An 18496-nucleotide genomic window follows, 5' to 3' on the forward strand; every position below is an offset into this window, starting at 1 on the left:
ATAGAGCCATGCCCGACCTCCCCGGGGCGGTTAGGAGCATACGACGACCCCTAATTCCACACATCAATCAATGTAAGGACACGATAGATTCCAGACAGGAAGGCCCAGTCCAATGAGCACCACTCCCACTCCGATCGTCGACCCGCCAGAGGCGCAGCGATCGCGACGTTCGCTGCGGTTCCTCCTCGCCGCTGCCATCAAGTTCGCTCGCGAACGGAGGCGTCTCGCCCTGCTGATCGGACTCGCCAGCGCTTCGGCGATCGCAGCGTTGATCGTCGGAGTCGTAGCAGCGGTGACGACTATCCAGCGCGCCCAGGCTGACGGCGCCTACCAAACCTGGAGGATCGCGGTCACCCAGAACTACGCGGCCGCCGCCGACGCGGCCGACCACTACGAGCAGGCGCGGGTCCCCGTCGAGGATCTCGCCACGAAACTCCAGCAGGTCTGGGACAGCTCCGACGGCTTCTTCACCGTCGAGCAGCGCGAGGCCCTCGCGAAGGTGCTAAGGCTCGCCACGGCCGGAGCGGAGAAGCCGGCGCCGATCGGCGCGCACCCACCACGAGCCGTCGCCACGAAGGAAACCACCAGCGAGCACCTGCAGGTGATCGCGACCTCACTGCAGAAGCAGCACCGAGCCGAGACCAAAGCGGTCCAGAAGGCCGAGGACGACGTCCTGCGACTCTTCAATCTCAACATGACGGCCACCAAGCAGGTGGTGGAGCTCATCGGAGTCGTCCAAGCCGACGCTGAGGCTGTGCCAGGCGAAGGTCTGCAGGCGGCCGCCGGCGTAGTTCTGGCCACGTGGGACCGGGCGGATGCGGCCGAGCGTGAGGCTCTCCCGAAGAACGCGCTCGAGATCCAGCGCGCCTCGGCCGGCGCCGAGGATCCGGGGCAGCGTCTGCTGGACTATGTCACTGCGGCCGCGAAGGTCAAGGCGTCCCACGAGCAGGTGGTCGCAGCAGAGGCGGCCGCGGCGGCGCAGGTCGCTGCAGAAGAGGCCGCGCGCAGCGGACAGCCGACGTACACCGACCCGACCACCGGCGAGACGAAGAGCACTCCGCGAGCGAGCGGCGACACAGGTGGCCAGCAACCAACTACTGGGTCGCGGCCGAGCACCCCGTCCGCGCCAGGTGCGCCAGCGCCCGCGCCTGCGCCCGCGCCGGCGCCGGCAGGCCCGAGCCACGAGAAGAAGGTGCGGTGGGGATCGAAGGCGGATGGGTGCCCGAGCGGCGCTGTCGCGGGCTGGGACTACGGTCCGGTCGCGTACGGGCTCACGCTAGTCGTCCACGACAACTACCTCACGGCGAACTTCACCGACACCGGCTCTGGTTGGGTCGCCTCAGGAACGTACTGCGTCTACTGAGCCACGGCACGGAACGACGGAGGCCCGCACCGAATTGGTGCGGGCCTCCGTCGTTCTGCGTGGGGTCAGTCCGCGAAGCTGACAGGAGTTCCAAGAGGGAGCTGGTTGACCGCGGCGAGGGCTGCAGCGGTCAGACGGATGCATCCGTGGGAGACTGCACCGCTGTTGGTGGAGTTGTAGTGGGCGGCGATGAGGCCGCCGTCGCTGCCGCCCATGGGGTCGTCCGCGGCCGCCGAATGCAGGCTCGTGAGCTGGATCGGGAAGTCAGCCTGCGCGGTGTCCTCGTAGCGGGCCTGGAGGTAACCGGTGGTCCCGGTCGGGGTGGGGGTCTTGGTGGTGCCGACGCCGACCTTGTAGGTGACCTTCTCGGAGCCGCGCATGATGGTGAGAGTCTGCTTGGAGACGGAGACCGTCACCGTGGCGTCGAGCGTCGCGGACTTCTCGAGCGCACTCAGTGGCACCCAGCCGGCCGTCTGCGCCGCGGCGTCGCCGTCGGTCTGGGAGGGCTTGGTCTGCCGTGCGGGGGTGAGGACGAGCGCCCACTGCTTGCTGGTGGTGACCGGGACGATCACGGTCGGTTGGTTCAGGAAATTCGCGGCCGGCAGCTTCGCTACCGGGGTCTTCTGGTCGACGCCGAACACCGGCACGTCGCCGCTCTTGGCGGTGTAGGCGGCGGTGATGCTCGTCATGTCGACGTCCTTGTACGCCAGGAGTTCCGGGATGACTGCGTTGTAGGTGGCTGCCGGCAGAGCATCCAGGTCCTCCTGGGTGAGATTCGGCACCTCGACGTCGTGCGCCGGCTTCGAGGTCGCGGTCACCGTGGCAGGGTCGGTGGCGGCGCCGATGGCGATCGCTGCGATGGTGCCGGCGATCGCGACCGCGACGACGCCGGCCGCCGCCACGATGCCGATACGGCGGCGGTTGCGGCGAGGATCGCTACGCGGCGTGCCCTTGTCGGCGGTGTCTTCGGGGGTGTGGTCTGTGGTCATTTCTCGATCTTTCAGCTCGTGGTGGAAGTCAGCGGGCCGGGCACCTGTTGCAGGTGCCCGGCCCGGGGTGTGGTGGGATCAGCCGGAGATGATCGGCAGTTCCGGCATGGGGGCCGGTGTTTCCGGGGTCTTCGGCGCCTCCGGGTTTTCCGGGGTCTCCGGGGTCTCCTCGGGCGTGGTCGGCGGGATCTCGTCGACGGTGAAGAGCTCGTCGAGGCAGCCGCCCTCCTTGTAGGGCTTCCCGTCGCGGAAGTACCGCTCCACGAAGCCGTACTGCACGCCGGCGACAAGGGTGCCCGTCTTCTGGGTGCGGTACTTCGCGTGCTTGTTGTTCCCTGGGGTCAGCTGGATGGAGTTGAGCGGAGTTCCGACCTGATTCTCCGGGGTGCAGACGAGCGGCTCGCCGAGCGGTACGGCGTACTGGGTGACCACGATGTAGTCGCCCTTCTTAACCCACCCGTCGACGTCGATCTCGTCCTGCGCCCAAGCCGACTCGTGGACCTGCGGAGTCGTGACGACCTCCACGTCGCGGATGGGGGTGGCCTCGTTCTCGTCGTCGGAGCGCGAGATCCCGAGGACGTCGCCGGTGTCGTGGTTGGTCCAGGTGTGCACCCACATGAGGTGCTTCCCGGCCGTCACGGACTCGTCGAGCGTCGGAATTGTCCACGTGTGGTCACCGGCTTCGGCCGTGTTCCAGACCGGCGAGGTGAACACCGTGGTCCCGGTCGAGACGTCCTGACCCGGGGTCGGCTTCTCGCCAGGCATCAGGTATGCCGTGGAGGTGACGTCGATACCGCCGCGCGGGAAGTACGCCGGCAGGCCGGTCACGGTCACCGTCTCCGAGGCCTCAGAGCCCGGCGACGCGAGCTCCTGAGCCTTGGACGTCACCGGAGGTACGTTGCGCGGGAACGGGTCACCGAACGGGATCGTCGCGGTCTGCGTGTTCGGAACATCGGTGGCGGACACGGTGTCCTGCTGACCGTTGGCGCCGACGTAGTACCGCAGCTGCGGGATCCACTGATCGATCGCGGTCACCGTCACCGAACCGCCCGCCTTGTAGGAGGGGTCGTTCGTGGGCGGGACACCGAGGGTGTTCAGAGTCACGCTGTCGACGGTGCTCGCCGTCGCCTCCCCGGTCTCCTTGACTTTGGAGTTGAAGAACGACCAGTCGCTCTTCGAGCCAACCGGCACACCAGAGAGAGTGACGGTGCCTTCGAAGTTGTGCGACGGATCCATGTTGTTCTCGACGATGGGGTCGAACGCGGTGGCCGGCGTGATGTTCTGGGCCTCAGAGCGCAGGTGGTTCGCGATCGCCTTCACCAGGTCGAACTCGGCCACGGACGACTCAGCGACGATCGTGTTCTTCGCCCAGTTGATCTGGGAGTCGAACGTGGAGCCCGGGTTGCCGTTGTCCGCGATCATCCCGGCCGGGTCAGCGACGTACTGCCCGGCGAATCCGGCCGCCGCAGCCCACATGTTTGCGTTGGTGGCCTGGCCGTTGAACGCGGGCGGGTTCGCCATGTTCTTCTTCATCGTGGCCGTGATCATGTGGATCTGGGCCTTCTGCACGTCGGACAGACCCCGAACATCGCCGGTGACGCCCTGATCGGACGAGCCGCCAGTCGGTGAGGGCGCTCCCGGGACGATGCAGATCGACTCGTCCCCGTTCGGCATCGGGTAGGTGCCCTTGTGGGTGCCGTTGGCAATCGACCCGTAGCCGTGCCCGACGTCGACCGCGTTAGCGGCGGGAGCGGACAGGCCTTCGGCGAGGGCACCGACACCGAGGATAAGCCCGAGTGCTGTCAGGCCGGCCCCGAGTCGTTTCACGGTCCGGCTACGCATTGAGCGCGTCGCCGGAGCGCCAGGCTGACCGGGCAACGTCTTGCCCGATCGGTTCTGAATCTCCATGGATAGGATTCCTTACTTCGTTGACGAGCACGACGGATTTCGCGCTCACTACAAAGAAGGAGGCCGGTGCGGAGTCGCTGACTCCGCACCGGCCGATCCGGGGTATTTGCGCCCTCTCAGGCCGCCACTGACACAGGTTTCGAGATCCTCGACGGGTAGATCTCCCCGAGCGCGGAGAGCTGCTTAGCCTGCAGTGGGGTCGTTCGGCATCCCAGGCACTCGCTCCTGCGGTCGCGGACATGTTTACCGAAGACGGTGAGCCGATTGTGTTGGCCGTACTGATGCGCATTCCGCACTTCAGCCACGTAACCGATGAGGCTCCCGTCGAAGCCCTCCGTGGTTCCCCACAACAGCTGGACGACGGCCTCGATCTGATCAGCCGAGAGATCGGGGAACAGCTCAACGGCGTGAAGGGCTCGATTCGCCCACGTGAACTTCGCTGTCTTCTGATGACTCGGCGTCACCAGCGGGACAGCCGAGACGCACCAGTCGATTAGAGGTGTGATGCTCGCCCACAGGTGGGGCGGCGTCTCCGGGAGGATCAGATCCAGGAGATGAGCTGTCAACTCCTTCCACTCGCGTTCCTCCCCGCCTGCGATCGCGGAGGCTTCGCGCTGCCACCCTGCATCTACCCGCTCATCAAGGGAGTCCACCCGCTCCACCAGCGAGTCCTTCGGTATAGCGGGGTGCGCCTCCGTGACTCGCGCGAACACCCAGCCCGCGATCTGCGCACCCGGCTTCTTCGACCCGGCGGTGGGGACCTTGCACGCCGCACGAATCAGGTACGCGATCGGATCGTCAGCGTTCAGGATCCGCGGCAAAACCGGCTTGCGCCCGTCAGCACAGCGACGGACATCGTGCTCGGCCTCAGCGGCGAGTTGCGTCAGGACAAGGTTCACGGCGTCCAACCGGTCGAACTGGGGAGCACCGAGACGCGTGAGTGCAGTGTGGATCATCGGGCCAGCGACATACTGCGAGATCGCCTGCGCGAACCGACGGCTCAACGCACGGTCATGCAGGCCCGCACCGCCTTCGACCATCTGTCCGATGGTCTCCACGATCGTTACAGTCGCCTCTGCCCTTGACAGCTCACTCAGCACGCCAGACCTCCACGGCCTCGTCGGGGCCGAGCGCATCAGCCAGCGCCGCGTCAAGCACGCTCAGGGCTTCAACAAGGGAGGCCCGCATCGACACCGCGTACAGATGCGACGAACGCACAGCGTCACGCAGCTCGGTCGGGTCTAGCCTTCGCAGAAACACCGTCGGCACCGTGCACTTGTGGATTAGCTGCTGCATCGTTCGCCGAGGGATCTCTCTGCTAACGCGGTGGGTAGACAACATAGCCAGTATCCAAGCACGTAACTTGCCAAGTTGGCAATTTCAGGGCCTAAATGGGCCCTTTCTTGCCAATGTACCCACGCTCTTTCCAATCTGACACCATCTACGCATGCCAGCTGCGCGCAAGGAGCCCCCGGGCCCGACTACTCGGGCCGTCGGAGCTGTGTTCCGCGCGTTGATACTACGCAAGCGCATCAACCAAGTCGACCTGGCACGCGAGCTCGGGGTCTCCGAGGGGCAGCTATCGAAGATGCTTCGAGGCAACCGCCATATCAATGTCGAGCAGTTACGCGAACTTGCGGTTGGGATGAACGTTTCGATGAGCGAAGTCTTCACGCAGGTCGAGAGCGATCTGGGCGTTCAAGCGCAGGAGGCCGCGTCTGAATCGCGCCGATTTCACAGTGCGGCTCAGCGGGAAGACCCAGGTCGGGCTACATCGTTCGATCTTGAACCAGCTGAGCTTGCGCGGCGACTCGACTACTCGATTGCCTCACTCATCGAGGGAGACGAGGCCGCGCAGAACATGACCGTTGCGACTGCAATGCGGACCGTTTCTGCCCGTCATCTCGCCGCGATTCGTGAAGGCACTATTCGGCCGAACAACGAGATCGTTCAGGCCATCGCGGAATTGATCGGGGTTGACCCGGCCTATTTCGCCGCACGAGAGCCTGCCGACATTGAGCTCATTGAAGCGGAGCTTGAAGTCGTAAAGGAGATGCGCATTGCCGGAGTGAGTCAGGTCGCGGCGAGAGGCTTCACTGCGCACTCCCCGGAAGCTCTGCGTTCCATTTCTGCTCTCATAAGGAAGGGAGCAGAGCAGGGACCCTAACAAGCCCTCGCAATGAAGCCCGTAGCCCGGCGGGCGGAGCCGAACATCTATGCGTCCCCACGGATGGGGTCGTTCACAGGAGACTGATGGTTTCTAGACATCTGGGCGTACGAATTTCCCGGGCCAACGTGGAGTCACGGAGGCTTGCCGAAGCGGCGGTTCATGACCTGGGCATCGCAACTGGCACAACTTGGTCGACTGTGATCGCAAGGATCGAAGAAAGGTACCGAAAGCCGATCGTCGTTGCAGCCGCAGACGACGACGAACTTGCGGATCTCAGCGGGCTCTGGATCGATTACCCCACGCATGGATACATCGCCTACCGCGCCGGCGACGCGCCCTACTATCAGTGGCATTCCTTCGCGCATGAACTTGGGCACGTCGCACTTGACCATGATTCTTGCGCGGTGCTTGAAGCGCTTGATTTCGAAGCCGTGAAACGTTGGGGCCTTGGAAGTGACGTCCGCAGGATGCGTGCCCGTGGACTCCTTGACACTCCCGACGAGCAGGCCGCAGAACACTTCGCCTCAGCCTTGGTCCGTCGCATGCTGCAGCAGCACATTGGACCAGAGGAGATGATCTTCGGGTGATTCACATCGCGTTCGTACTCATCACCGCGTTGTTCATCTTCCGCGCTCCCTCTGCCGTTCGCCGCCCAGCAGCACGGCCCGCGTGGCTGGCCTCGGGATTCGGTCTGCTCGGACTAGTTTGCCTCGGAATTGTCGCACCCCTCGAAGGACTGGACGCACTGCTTGGAGGCTCGAACCTGTGGAACCTAGCAGGTGCCATCTCGACGACTGCGTCGTTCTGGTTCTTCGGTCGCGCGGTCCAGATTCTCGACCGGGATGTTGCACCTACACGGATGTGGCCGCTTCTTGCACTAGCTGGCGTTCAGATCGGCATATTCCTGGCTATTCCCGAACGGGGATCCACATCCTCTCACTTCATTGAGAAGCACGTGTATTCGCCCGCAGTGTGGCTCTACCAGCTCGTTTACATTCTTTCGATCGCCGCGATCGCCGCATCCTCCGCCTACACGGTACGCCGCCGCTTGCGAAGCATCTTCGCGTTGTTCATCCTCGGTTATGCGGGCGTCGCTCTGGCATGCCTCAGCTACGCGTTCGACATCACTGTCAGGCATTTCAAGATCTTCCATCAGTCGCCGCTGTCGCCCTTCAACGCTGGATTCAACGCGCTCTTCTATCCCGGGATTCTTCTAATCGCGGTCGGGTTCACAGTGGTGTACTTGCGATATTCGGTGAAGCAAACACTCATCGCATGGAGGATCCGTGCTGCCCTCCTTGCCGTCGTCGCCGCTCGCCTTCAAGGCGGCCGTCGAACGTGGCGTGTATTCCCCGCTGAGTTCTCGAAGCCGGATCCTCTCGGGCAAACCTACGATTGGCTCATCGAGATCCACGAGCTGATATCGATCGATGGTTTTGCGCCAACCAGCCTTGAAACGAGCGTCGTCCATCGCATCCAACATGCACTCGAACACAACACCACGATGGAGCCGTTACCCGCTGTGCGCGAGCGCATGTCCATCTGATCTCTGAGGAATCCCTGATGAATGCATTGCCTGTTCTTGTCCCGCTGGCTACGGCAGTACTCGTGGGTGTCGGAGCCGGGGCGGGCCTTGTGGCTCTAGGCCGCAAGGTCGTGATGCCGGGGCGCCCGAAGAGTATCCCTGTGCGAAGGGGTGTTACTCCCGACTTAGTTCGGCTTCCTCGAACCGCCGCGACCGAACAGACGGGCGACCACGGGATCTGGCTCCGTACTGGCGAGCACCGACGTGTTGGTCCGCTCGTCTCGACAACCGACGACCATATCGAGCGACGGATCGTCAGCGGCGGACCGCTGACGATTGAGGAGACCACCGCCAGATGGACCGGACACGCGTTTTCGGGCCCAGACGATCTTGGTCTCACGCACCGCACTGAACTCCTCGTCACGGGCGGCCTCACGCGCCCAGCATGGGTAGTCCAGCCGCCCAACGATGTGTCGTCTACGTGGGCTATTCACGTTCACGGCGCCCGGAGCTCACGAGTTTCTGCGCTTCGCTCAGTTCCCGTCGCATGCAGCCTCGGCATGCGCTCGATCATCCCCTCCTACTACGGCGACACAGAGAACCAGGAGGATGGCCCGACCGCCGCGACACTCGGTGGCCGTGAAGCTCTCGACGTCGACACCGCCATTTCGTATGCAATAACCAATGGTGCCAAGCGCATCGTCCTCTTTGGATGGTCGATGGGCGGCGCGATCTCGCTCCTCCTGACGGAGCGGTCAGCGCATAGGGACAGAATTGCAGGTTTGATCCTGGTCTCCCCGGTCGTGGATTTCCGCTCCATGATTGTGGAGAACGCAGCCGGTGCAGGCCTCCCCCGCAGTATCGGCAGACTGATCCCCTGGGCTCTCAGCACGCGCCCGCTCTCTGGCTTGATCGGAGAACCGGAACCAATCGACTTCGGCGCCCTGGACTGGACAACCTATGACCGGCTTAAGGTTCCCGCCCTCGTGCTCCACTCAACGGGTGATCGCGACGTGCCATTCGCATCTACACGTGACTTTGCTTCGGCTAACCGCCTAGTCACCCTTGAGGAGTTCGCTCCGGTACCGCATCAGCTCGAGTGGAACTCGGACCCGGCCCATTTCGATGCAACAGCGCAAGCGTGGCTGAAGCATATTGCTTGATTACTTGCCCAAGTGGCAATTTGCGGCCCATTATCGTTTACGCTGGAAGAGTGCCCAAACCCGCAGCGACCCACAAATCGCCCGCGCGCCTCGCGTTAACTACGGAGTTAACTCGCAATACTCGTCGCATGACACAGGTGGCCAGCACTCCGCGCAAGCGTAATCGCGGTCGCGTAGGCGAGAAGCGCAAGCGTCGTGAGGTATTTCTGGAAATGCAGCTCAATGACGATATCGAGAAGGCGCTTCAAGCCTCTGGCGGTTTGTCTCTGTCGCTCTACGTAGCTCGAATCCTTGATGCGCTGCGTGACGAGGACGGGAAGCTCCCTGTGGTCGCACCAGGCCTGGAAGGCTTGAAGGAGGTCCACACCAAAGAAGCCGCTTAACCAGAAAGGGCCCGCCACTTGGGCGGGCCGCTCCCAAATTCTGGAGCTCAAACCCTCTGAATCTTGGCGGATGCGAGGTTCGAGCTTCATCTCGAAAGTAAGCCGGATAACCCGGAGGTTTTTCCGTACCCTCGGAGAGGAGATGTCAGCATCGTAGCCCAGATTTCGGGTTCTTGCACGTGCGCGCGTGTTCCGCGTGTGGGCGTGTCGGCCGTCTCCTGCTCCGTTGATCGTCTCGTCGACGTCGAGCGCACGCTGCTCCTTTCCCCCGCTCTTGCCGCGCTGCGGTCGTGCACATCGTCGTGCCGGACCGCCGGCGGTGACCGTCCTGCACGCCTCGTCGACGTCGTCGACGCCGCGCGCGCCCAGCTCGTCGTGAGGAGGACCGCCGGAATGCTGTAGCGCTCAGATCGTGGCCGGCGCCTGACGCCCGCTCTCCCAGAACAGGCCGGAATGCATCCGTGGGGTGCTTCGGTACGAACCGTTTCGAACGCCGAGTGACTGTCGGCGGGTTTAGTGCACCCATTTCGTGTTGGAGGTGAACCGTATGACCCCTGAGGAATCGATGTCGTTCTCGTCCCGTTGGGAGGCCGCTTGGCAGCTCACTCGGTTGATCTCTCCACGCCCGGAGGTGCACAAGGCGGCTCGCGACGCGTATGGGGAGCCGGTGAACGAGTACACGCTCGCTCACGGTGTCGGACCGGTTGTGCCGATGACGCCGTGGCTGGTGCATCTGGCGGATCTTGAGGATCGGTTCTGGTTGCTCCCGTTCGACTTCGACGTCGTCCCCGGGCACACGGACGGGGTGGAGCAGGCGCAGGATCACGCGGATGCGCTCTCGATTCTGCTGGGGCAGCTGTCGATCGCGCACGTGGTGTGCGAGTCGTCGTCCAAGGGCGGCCGCCACGTCTGGATCGGCATGGCGGAACCCGCGCCGGCGGACCTCGTCGACGCGATCGGCAAGGCGGCCAAGGCTGTCCTGCCGGCGTTGGACCGCGGCATGCTCTCTAACCCCCGCCGTGGTGGTGCCCGCCCGCCGCTGTCTCCGCACCGCAACGGGTCGTTTTCCCGGGTGCTGCGGGGGACGCTGGATTCGCTGGTGATGCCGTCGACCACGACCGATGACCTGCGCGCGCTGCTCGCCGCGCTCCTGGAGCGGGCTCCGGCACAGGATCCGGAGGAGACCGTGATCGCCGGCGAGATCCGTCCGGTGGCGTTCATCGGCCGCCGACGGCTCTCGGTGAAGGCGCAGGCGAAGCTGCAGGTGCACCGCGGCGGCGATGACCCGTCGCGCACGGCCTGGCATGCGCTGCTGGTGCTGGCGTCCAACGGTTTCAGCTACGACGAGGTCGTCGCCGCCGTGGCGGACGCGCCGAGCTTCGAACACTTCCGCACCCGCCGCGCTGGCGATCGAGGTGAACGGCGGCCACGTACGGCCGCCGAGACGGCCGCACGGCTCGAGGACGCGTGGGAGAAGGTGCAGCGGCACGTCCGGGTGCGCCGGTCGGCGCCGAGCTCCGAGCCAAAGGACCTGGCGACGCTGCAGCAGCAGGTGGCGATCTCCGAGGACCTGGCGCTGCGGTTCCGGGTCAACCCGGGACGGTGGGGCGGCCGTTACGGGGGCCCCACCCGCCGCACCGTGCTCACCGGGCTCGCCTACCTCATGCTCCGCACCGGGAAGACTGCCGTGGCCGCCTCGACCCGCACGCTCGCCGAGCTGTGCAACATCGACCACTCCACGGCTGCCCGCGCCCTCCAGGATCTCCGCCAGGAGGGCCTGGTCGAGCGGACCGAAGCGGCGGAGGGACTGAATGCAGCGACTTGGTCGTTGGCCCCGCTGGGTGACTTTTCCACAGGATCAGATCTAGGTGCGACACAACCCTTAGACATCACTCCCCGCCCCCCGGCCGATTCAGAGCGAGTAGGCGTGCTCTATGCGCAGAGGGCGACGCTGTTGGAACGGTTCGAGTCGTTCCTGGCGGCGTTGCAGCATGACGTGTTCACGTACGCTGGTCTCGGCCACCAGGCAGGCCAGATCTGGGCGTTGATGCGTGAGGGTGCCGCCTGGACCGTAGAGGCTGTGGCCCGGGTGTTCCAGATCAGCTTTGAGCGCGCGGCCGCGCTCCTCTCGAAGCTGCGGCGGGTGAAGCTGGTTCGACCGACACAGGAAGGCTGGTCAGCTGGTCGACGGGATCTGCGAGGGTCGGCCGCTGAGAAGTTGGGGGTGCTCGGTGTCCTCAAGGCGCGGATCCAGCAGCACGAGGACGACCGGATGCTCTGGCGGTGGTGGCGAGCCGAGTACGACAAGATGACCTCCCCCACCAAACGCCGGCCGAAACGCCGACATGTCACCGACCGCCCACTCGAATGGGGCACCGCCGTCGAGCAAGACGGCGAGCTCGATTGGCCGATGTACCCGAGACGCGGTGACGACCCGCGACAACCCGGGGATCATCGTCGAGCGCGATTCAGTGTCGAGGCGGGACACCTCCGGCCGGCGAGAAGGAAGCAGGGCGTGTACTTCGATGCTGCATAGCCTGAGACACAGCAGGGCAGCGTCACAGGCGCGCGCGGCTGGTTTACTCGCCGCAGCGCACGGTCGGGCGTACCGTCAGCTGCAGGAGGCATCCATGCCCAGCACGCCGATCGTCGACGTCGACGGCCGCCGTCTGCGCCTAACCAACCTGGAGAAGGTCCTCTTCCCGGTGACCGGAACCACCAAGGCAGACGTCATCAGCTACTACGCCACGATCGCGCCGGCTCTGCTCCCCCACCTCGCCGAACGGCCCGTAACCCGCAAGCGCTGGCCCGACGGTGTCGGCACCACCACGGCACCACTCGAGGCGTTCTTCGAGAAGGACCTCGGCGCAGGCTTCCCCGACTGGGTACTCCGCCAGGCTGCGCTGCATTCCGGCGGCGAGAAACGCTACCCCGTCGTCGCCGACCGAGCGACCCTGGTCTGGCTCGCCCCAGTCAGCCGCACTGGAACTGCACGTGCCGCAGTGGCGGTTCGACACCGACCGCAGGCCCACCCGAATGGTGCTGGACTTCGACCCCGGCCCCGGCGGGGGCCTGCCCGAGTGCGCGCAGGTCGCGCTCTGGGCCAAGGAAATCCTCGACGACATCGGCCTGACGACATTCCCGGTCACCTCCGGCAGCAAGGGCATCCACGTCTACGTCCCCCTCGACGGGACACTGACCTGCGACCAGGTCTCCGCCGTCGCCCACGAGCTCGCCCGCGCACTCGAGGCCGACCACCCCGCCGAGGTCATCTCCACAATGCCCAAAGCCAAACGAGTCGGCCGCATCCTGGTCGACTGGTCCCAGAACAACGCCAAGAAGACCACCATCTCCCCCTACTCCCTCCGCGGCACCCCGACCCCGTACGTCGCCGCTCCCCGCACCTGGGACGAGCTCACACCGCCCAGCCTCACCCAGCTCGACTACGACGCGGTGCTCAAGCGCTTCGCCACCGACGGTGACCTGCTCTCCGGGCTCGACCCGCCGCCGGCCGCTGTACGGCCACCAGAGGCCCTACGCGCTTATATCGACCTTGCACTCGCGAAACCCGCCGAACGGCTGCCAAAGCCCGCGGCGATGCCCGGCGGCAGCCGCTACGAGCCAAAGCTCGACGGCTGGCGAGCAGCCGCCGTGGTCGACCAAGACCATGCGGCGCTCTGGTCGAGACAGAAGACGAACCCGACCGACGCCTTCCCCGACGTCGCGGCCGCCGTCCACGACCAAGTGCCCGCCGGTGTCGTGCTCGACGGCGAACTCGTCCACTGTGTGGACGGTCACCTCGACTTCGACGCACTTCAGCGCCGGTACGCATCCAGCAAGAAACGCCTCCAACACCTCATCGACCAGGAGCCGATCGCCTACGTCGCCTTCGACATCCTCGCCAGCGGCGGCCACGACCTCCGCCCACTCCCCTACGACGAACGCCGCCGCATCCTCGAACAGACCTCGACCGCCTGGCGGCCACCGTTAAGTATCATCGCTGCTACTCGCGACGTTGATGTCGCCCGTGAGTGGTTCGATGACCTTCCCGCCCGCGGTGTCGAGGGCCTGGTCCTCAAGGGCGGATCCCAGGCGTATCGAGGCGGGAAACGCGACTGGATCAAGGTCAAACACCGCGACACCTACGAAGTGGTAGCCGGCGCCGTCACCGGCACACTCACACAGCCCGGCGAGCTTTGTTGACGCCGAAGCAGAACGGACCCCTTTGTGCCGAACTGGGATGAACCCCTTCTTGTTGGTTGAGCTTAGTTCTTCTCGGTCTGTGTGATGAGGTCGCGGCGGCCGTGGGTGCGGTAGGAGTCTCCGGTCAGGGTGAGGACTTCGGAGTGGTGGACGAGGCGGTCGATCATCGCGGCTGCGACGACGTCGTCGCCGAAGGTTTCGCCCCAACGACTGAACGGTAGGTTCGATGTGACCATGATCGAGCCCTGCTCGTAACGGGAGGCGACGAGTTGGAAGAACAGGTTCGCGGCGTCTTGGTCGAAGGGGATGTAGCCGATCTCGTCGATGATGATGAGTTTGTAGCGGCGGATCTTCTTCAACTCGGCTTCGAGTTGTCCCTTCCGGTGTGCGTCCGCGAGCCTCGCGATCCAGTTGTTCGCTGTGTCGAACAAGACGCTGTGGCCGGCGTGGGTGGCTTTGACGCCGTGCCCGATCGCGAGGTGGGTTTTCCCGATTCCGGGGGGACCGAGCAGGATCACGTTCTCCGCTTTCGCCACGAACGTCGATGTCGCCAGGTGCGCGAGGAGGTCCCTGCGCAGGCTGGGGAGGTGGTCGAGGTTGAAGTCTTCCAAGGTCTTGATCGCGGGGAAGTGCGCGGTGCGGATCCGCATGGTCGTGCCGGCGGACTCGCGGTCGGCGAGTTGGCGTTCCAGGACCGCGGCGAGGTATTCCTCGTGCGCCCAGTTCTCGGCCCTGGCCCGGTCGGCGAGGTCGTCCCAAACCCGCCCGATTGTGGGGGTCTTCAGTGCTCGGGCGAGGTAGGCGAGCTTGGACGCGACTTGCTCGCTGGTCTTCGGGATCGGCGCGTCGACGACGGCTGTTCGAGTGCTCATTGTGCTTCCTTCTCGTATTCGGTGGTGGTTGTGAAGTCGACGCCGAAGAGGGCGTCGTAGTCAGAGAGGGCGCGGATCTGGACCCGGTGCCCGTCCGGGTGCTCGCGAACGCCTGAGGGTTTCGGGCGTTGGTAGTGCGCGCGCAGCTTCGCCGCCGTGGCGACATGCTCGGGGTCGGGGATCGTCTGTCCCGTCCGCAACGACCGCGGATGCTGGCCCGCGGGCTGTCCTGCGCAGGAGATCACGACCTCATCCAGTGAGGCGTGGACGTCGACGAACCGGCCGATGAACCTGGGATCGACGGAGTAGTCGTTCCCGTCGAGGCGGACGTAGTAGTCCCGCGCCAACCTGATTCGATGCGTGAGACCCGTAGCTGGTGGCTTCGCCGGTAGCGGCAGCAGCCCGGCCCGGTCGATAGCGGCGAGCTCGACGGGGCGGGCAGCGATCGCGCGGACCTGGCGTTGGTTCGCGCGGGTTTCCAGCCAGTCCGTCAACTGGGCGTTGAAGTCGTCCCGGCCTTGGAAGATCCGTCCGGGCGGGAACGAGGTCTCCAAGAACCGGTTCGCGCGTTCGACGATGCCCTTGGTTTCCGGGTCCCGGGGCGGGGCAAGACGGAGCCGGGTCGCGAGCGTTCCCGCGAACGATGCGGCAAGGATCGTGGGCTTGCCCAGCCCGCCGATCGCGGCCTCCCGGTCCCAGAGCAGAGAGCGCGGGATTCCGCCGAATCTCTGCAGCAGTGACCACATGCCCGCGGTGAGGTCTCCGCCCTGCCGGGAGGGGAGCATGATCGCCTCGATCCGGCGGGAGAACCCGGACACCATCACCAGCACCGGCAGAACCCGGTCTTGTCCGTCGCCGACGGGGACCCGCGTTTCGGGGAACCAGAGATCGCACTGGATCACTTCGCCCGCTTGATACGAGAGCCGGTCCGCGGGGTCGATGCCCTGATACTCCGGTCGCAACTCGGACACCCGTTCCCGGAATAGTGAGGGTGAGAACGTCCAGCCGACGCGCTCCGCGATCACCGTCGCGGGCATCTTCGGATACTCTGCCAGCAACGCCCGGATCTGCGGCACGAACGCGTCGATCTTCGACCCCCGCGGGCCCCGTGACCTGTCCGGTGGGTCCTCGCCCCGCAACGCCCGACGAACTGTGTTCCGCCCGATCCCGAGATCCCTCGCGATCTGCTTGATCGGCACCTTCTCCGACCGATGCAACCGCCGGATCTCTGCCCACGTATCCACTGAAATCACCCTCCTAGCCTGGGCCAGGGGGTCCACCCCAGTTTGGCGCTAGAGGGTCCGTTCTACTTCGGCGCTAACAAGCTTATCCTCGGCCGCTACGTTAGCGGCGAGCTCAAGATCATCGGACGCACATCACCGTTGAACGTGGCGCAAGCCCGATCAATCACGCCCCTCCTGCAAGCGGCCGAGGCTGCTCACCCGTGGCCGGCGACGCTCAGCTCCAAGGCTTACGACCGATTCCTGCCGAGACGCGACACTCACCTCACGCTGATCGAGCCCGCTGACGATCGAGATATCTGCGGACACCGCGATCGTGAACGGGACGATTCGCCACAGTGCTCGATTCATCCGAGCACGACCCGAGATCAAGCCAGGCGCCTGACTACTCCCCCCGCGGCACCGCGACGCCGCACGTCGCCGATACGACGAACGCACCTCGCGGTTGGCGGGTCTGCTCGGCCCGCCGCGTAGCGAGCCGAGGGTGCGCACGTTCTCCGCTCCCCGGTTGGCTGCGCGGGGCCTTGGAAGTGTAACGGCCTTGCTCCAGAAGACAATGCTTATAAGAGTTCGAACTATTGAGTTCCTTGCAATAGCAACAAGTATTTGAACAAGAACAATGGTTACAAGGCAAGAAACCGTTGTAAGACTTGCAATGGTTGCAACCATAACAAGGATAGAAAGGGTTGCAATAGTTGGAACTATTGTAAATATTGTAATAGACTCGGCTTTATCAATGGCGCGCAGAGCCAAGGCTCAGGGCAACTATTGGAAGAATTGAAAGGAATGGTCAACTAGATGACGACGCGTATCGCAATCAGCACGCGAAAAGGCGGCGTGGGGAAGTCTGAGGTCCTTGTCGCGCTCGCTTCAGCTTTCGCCCGGAAGAAGGAGCGTGTGCTGGCGGTCGATCTCGACCCCCAGGCGAACGCTAGCCGACGGCTCGGTGCGGCCTGGGAAGCAGATGCTGGGAAGCCGTCGATCTCCGAAGTCATCAAGGCAGATGCAGTCGGGGTGGGGGAGGATGCTGTCGTGTCCTGTGGGTGGACCGATGAAAACGGGAACCCGACCGAGGAGGCCTCCTACATCGACGTGCTTGCCGCCCGCCTCGATCTCATCAACCGCGAAGGCGAAGCAGGCCAGGTCGGCGCTCTCAGACGACTGAAGAAGGCGCTCGATGGTGGATGGACGGACAAGTACGACTGGATCCTGTTCGACAACAAGCCCGACCTCGGACACCTGGTTCAGCTCTCGCTGGCAGCCACAGACTACGTCCTCGTGCCGAGCACTCTCGACTTCGACGCCGTCGCCGGTGCAATCGAGGTACGCCAGTTCATCGCTGAGCACGCCGATGACATGATGAACCCGTCCCTGAAGCTGCTCGCTGTGCTCCCAACCCGATACGACAAGCGAAAAGCGGAACAGAACTTCCAATACGACAACCTCCGCGAATACTTCCCGGACGAACTGCTGAAGTTCGCGCGGAACGTCGAACGTAATGGGACCGTGGAATTCGTGACACCCTCGTACATCCCAGAGCGCACACGATTCGCTGAGGCAGACTCGGCTGCGGTCTCACTCACAGCGTGGAACGACGCCACTGCCCGGGAGACGGTGGCAATCTATGACGCGCTTGCGGACGCTCTGACCACACGAGTTTCCGAGCTCGCAGCGGAGGTAGCAGCATGACCAAGCCTGCGCGCGGCAAGCCGGGGGAGCCTCGTCCCAGGCTCGAAGTGAGTGTCGAATCGATCGTTCCGCCTGGAAGTCCTACCGCGCTTGTCGCCGACGTGGCGCCACCGGTTGTCTCCTCAGACGCGACAGAACCTGGTGCCGACACTCAGGAGAAGCCACTCGCGACTGCTGGGTCCACGCAATCGGACGAAGCGCCGCTTCAGAACCGAGAAGGATCGCTAACCGAGACTGCGCCCCGAACGGGAACGACGAGCGACGCTAAACTGCCTGACGTTGTCGACGAAGGCGTGAAGAACGTGACCGTCGCCTTGAACCCAACCCAGCAGGCACGAGCGAAGATGGCTGTCGTGCGGACCGGCCCCTTCGGTGGACCCGCATCGTTTAGCGAATTCATGCGCGACGCGATCGACCTCTACTTGGATCGATTGGCGCAAGAATACAACGATGGGGAGCCGTTCGAGCCCTATCGTCAGCAGCTGAAGCGGGGTCGTCCTTTCAAGTAGGCGATACCCTGCGCGAGTAGCTCGCAGACCGCAGATCGAGTCCGGTGCTGACGTTCTCGACCGCCCCGGAGAATGTCGTGGCTCGGGCGCAGCCCGGTAAGTGCGCGTGGGATAAACCCGCCCGACCCGGCAGAGCGGCTACCGCGCTTCATCGACCTCTGACTGCGGGTTATCGGGTCGCGGCGCGAAAGACCACCGCGGATGGCTTCACGAGAACGAGGATGGGCCCATAACCGATGGGAAGGCTGCAGCCGATGACTGAACCGGATCTCGTCGCCGTCTGCAAAGCCTGGGCAGCGTACCGGGCGACCAATCCCGCGCTGCCAGAGCAGTTGCCCGCCGTCGGACCGTTCGGTGACGGCGCAGAGCTCGCCGACGGTGTACTCGCCCTCGTGGCGGCCGGGCGCAAGTGCGCGACGTCGACCCCCTGCTCACGGAGTATCAAGCGGAGGGGGAGGAGCTGCCGTGAATCGGCGACCGG

The 18496-nt window shown here is 64.6% G+C and carries 16 protein-coding genes and 1 pseudogene; 11 read left to right on the forward strand and 6 right to left on the reverse strand.

Annotated features, from left to right (window positions below):
• Positions 1-112 precede the first annotated feature (112 nt).
• Positions 113-1363, forward strand: coding sequence for a hypothetical protein (locus ACPPVW_RS17935; RefSeq protein WP_426624413.1), 1251 nt, complete (start codon positions 113-115; stop codon positions 1361-1363).
• A 65-nt stretch (positions 1364-1428) separates the two neighbouring features.
• Here the strand turns inward: ACPPVW_RS17935 and ACPPVW_RS17940 are convergent, their stop codons facing one another.
• The 4 genes from ACPPVW_RS17940 to ACPPVW_RS17955 all read right to left on the reverse strand — a co-directional run bounded on the left by ACPPVW_RS17940 (position 1429) and on the right by ACPPVW_RS17955 (position 5478).
• Complete coding sequence (locus tag ACPPVW_RS17940) at positions 1429-2352, reverse strand: L,D-transpeptidase family protein (protein WP_426624414.1); 924 nt, start codon at positions 2350-2352, stop codon at positions 1429-1431.
• Positions 2353-2430: 78 nt separating this feature from the next.
• Positions 2431-4260 carry a hypothetical protein gene (locus ACPPVW_RS17945; protein ID WP_426624415.1) on the reverse strand — a complete coding sequence of 610 codons (1830 nt, stop codon included), beginning with the start codon at positions 4258-4260 and terminating at the stop codon, positions 2431-2433.
• Between the two features lie 116 nt (positions 4261-4376).
• Positions 4377-5318, reverse strand: coding sequence for a hypothetical protein (locus tag ACPPVW_RS17950; RefSeq protein ID WP_426624416.1), 942 nt, complete (start codon positions 5316-5318; stop codon positions 4377-4379).
• Between the two features lie 31 nt (positions 5319-5349).
• Positions 5350-5478: a hypothetical protein gene (locus ACPPVW_RS17955; RefSeq protein ID WP_426624417.1), complete on the reverse strand. Its 129-nt coding sequence runs from the start codon at positions 5476-5478 to the stop codon at positions 5350-5352.
• A 283-nt stretch (positions 5479-5761) separates the two neighbouring features.
• On the opposite strand from ACPPVW_RS17955, the gene ACPPVW_RS17960 reads away from it, so the two are divergent.
• The 8 genes and pseudogenes from ACPPVW_RS17960 (at position 5762) to ACPPVW_RS17995 (ending at position 13704) form a co-directional block, all read left to right on the forward strand.
• Entirely contained in the window at positions 5762-6427 is a 666-nt protein-coding gene (locus ACPPVW_RS17960) for a helix-turn-helix domain-containing protein (RefSeq protein ID WP_426624418.1), read from the forward strand.
• 86 nt (positions 6428-6513) lie between these two features.
• Positions 6514-7017: a hypothetical protein gene (locus tag ACPPVW_RS17965; RefSeq protein ID WP_426624419.1), complete on the forward strand. Its 504-nt coding sequence runs from the start codon at positions 6514-6516 to the stop codon at positions 7015-7017.
• Positions 7014-7976, forward strand: coding sequence for a hypothetical protein (locus tag ACPPVW_RS17970; RefSeq protein ID WP_426624420.1), 963 nt, complete (start codon positions 7014-7016; stop codon positions 7974-7976). The genes ACPPVW_RS17965 and ACPPVW_RS17970 overlap by 4 nt, the downstream gene beginning before the upstream one ends.
• Positions 7977-8089: 113 nt before the next feature.
• Positions 8090-9118 (forward strand): alpha/beta hydrolase family protein, encoded by a 1029-nt coding sequence (locus ACPPVW_RS17975; protein ID WP_426626340.1) that lies wholly within the window; start codon positions 8090-8092, stop codon positions 9116-9118.
• Positions 9119-9246: 128 nt separating this feature from the next.
• Entirely contained in the window at positions 9247-9501 is a 255-nt protein-coding gene (locus ACPPVW_RS17980) for a hypothetical protein (RefSeq protein WP_426624421.1), read from the forward strand.
• A 547-nt stretch (positions 9502-10048) separates the two neighbouring features.
• The gene (locus ACPPVW_RS17985; RefSeq protein ID WP_426624422.1) at positions 10049-12037 is read left to right on the forward strand and encodes a helix-turn-helix domain-containing protein; all 1989 of its coding nucleotides are present in this window, start codon (positions 10049-10051) and stop codon (positions 12035-12037) included.
• A 94-nt stretch (positions 12038-12131) separates the two neighbouring features.
• Positions 12132-12410, forward strand: a pseudogene (locus ACPPVW_RS17990) (ATP-dependent DNA ligase); the annotation flags it as partial.
• An 85-nt stretch (positions 12411-12495) separates the two neighbouring features.
• A complete protein-coding gene (locus ACPPVW_RS17995) occupies positions 12496-13704 on the forward strand; it encodes a DNA primase small subunit domain-containing protein (protein WP_426624423.1) in 1209 nt (402 codons plus the stop codon).
• A gap of 62 nt (positions 13705-13766) precedes the next feature.
• Here ACPPVW_RS17995 and istB read toward each other — a convergent pair whose 3' ends face one another.
• Together istB and istA are read right to left on the reverse strand one after the other, a co-directional pair.
• Complete coding sequence (gene istB, locus ACPPVW_RS18000) at positions 13767-14576, reverse strand: IS21-like element helper ATPase IstB (RefSeq protein WP_426623902.1); 810 nt, start codon at positions 14574-14576, stop codon at positions 13767-13769.
• On the reverse strand, positions 14573-15829 hold the full coding sequence (gene istA / locus ACPPVW_RS18005; RefSeq protein WP_426624424.1) for an IS21 family transposase: 1257 nt from the start codon (positions 15827-15829) through the stop codon (positions 14573-14575). Before istA ends, istB begins: the two co-directional genes overlap by 4 nt.
• A gap of 786 nt (positions 15830-16615) precedes the next feature.
• On the opposite strand from istA, the gene ACPPVW_RS18010 reads away from it, so the two are divergent.
• On the forward strand, positions 16616-17506 hold the full coding sequence (locus ACPPVW_RS18010; RefSeq protein ID WP_426624425.1) for a ParA family protein: 891 nt from the start codon (positions 16616-16618) through the stop codon (positions 17504-17506).
• Complete coding sequence (locus ACPPVW_RS18015; RefSeq protein ID WP_426624426.1) at positions 17503-18015, forward strand: hypothetical protein; 513 nt, start codon at positions 17503-17505, stop codon at positions 18013-18015. Before ACPPVW_RS18010 ends, ACPPVW_RS18015 begins: the two co-directional genes overlap by 4 nt.
• Positions 18016-18496 lie beyond the last annotated feature (481 nt).

Origin of the sequence: Leifsonia sp. McL0607 (assembly GCF_049993355.1) — a bacterium.
In the GTDB taxonomy this organism is placed as follows: Bacteria; Actinomycetota; Actinomycetes; order Actinomycetales; family Microbacteriaceae; genus Leifsonia.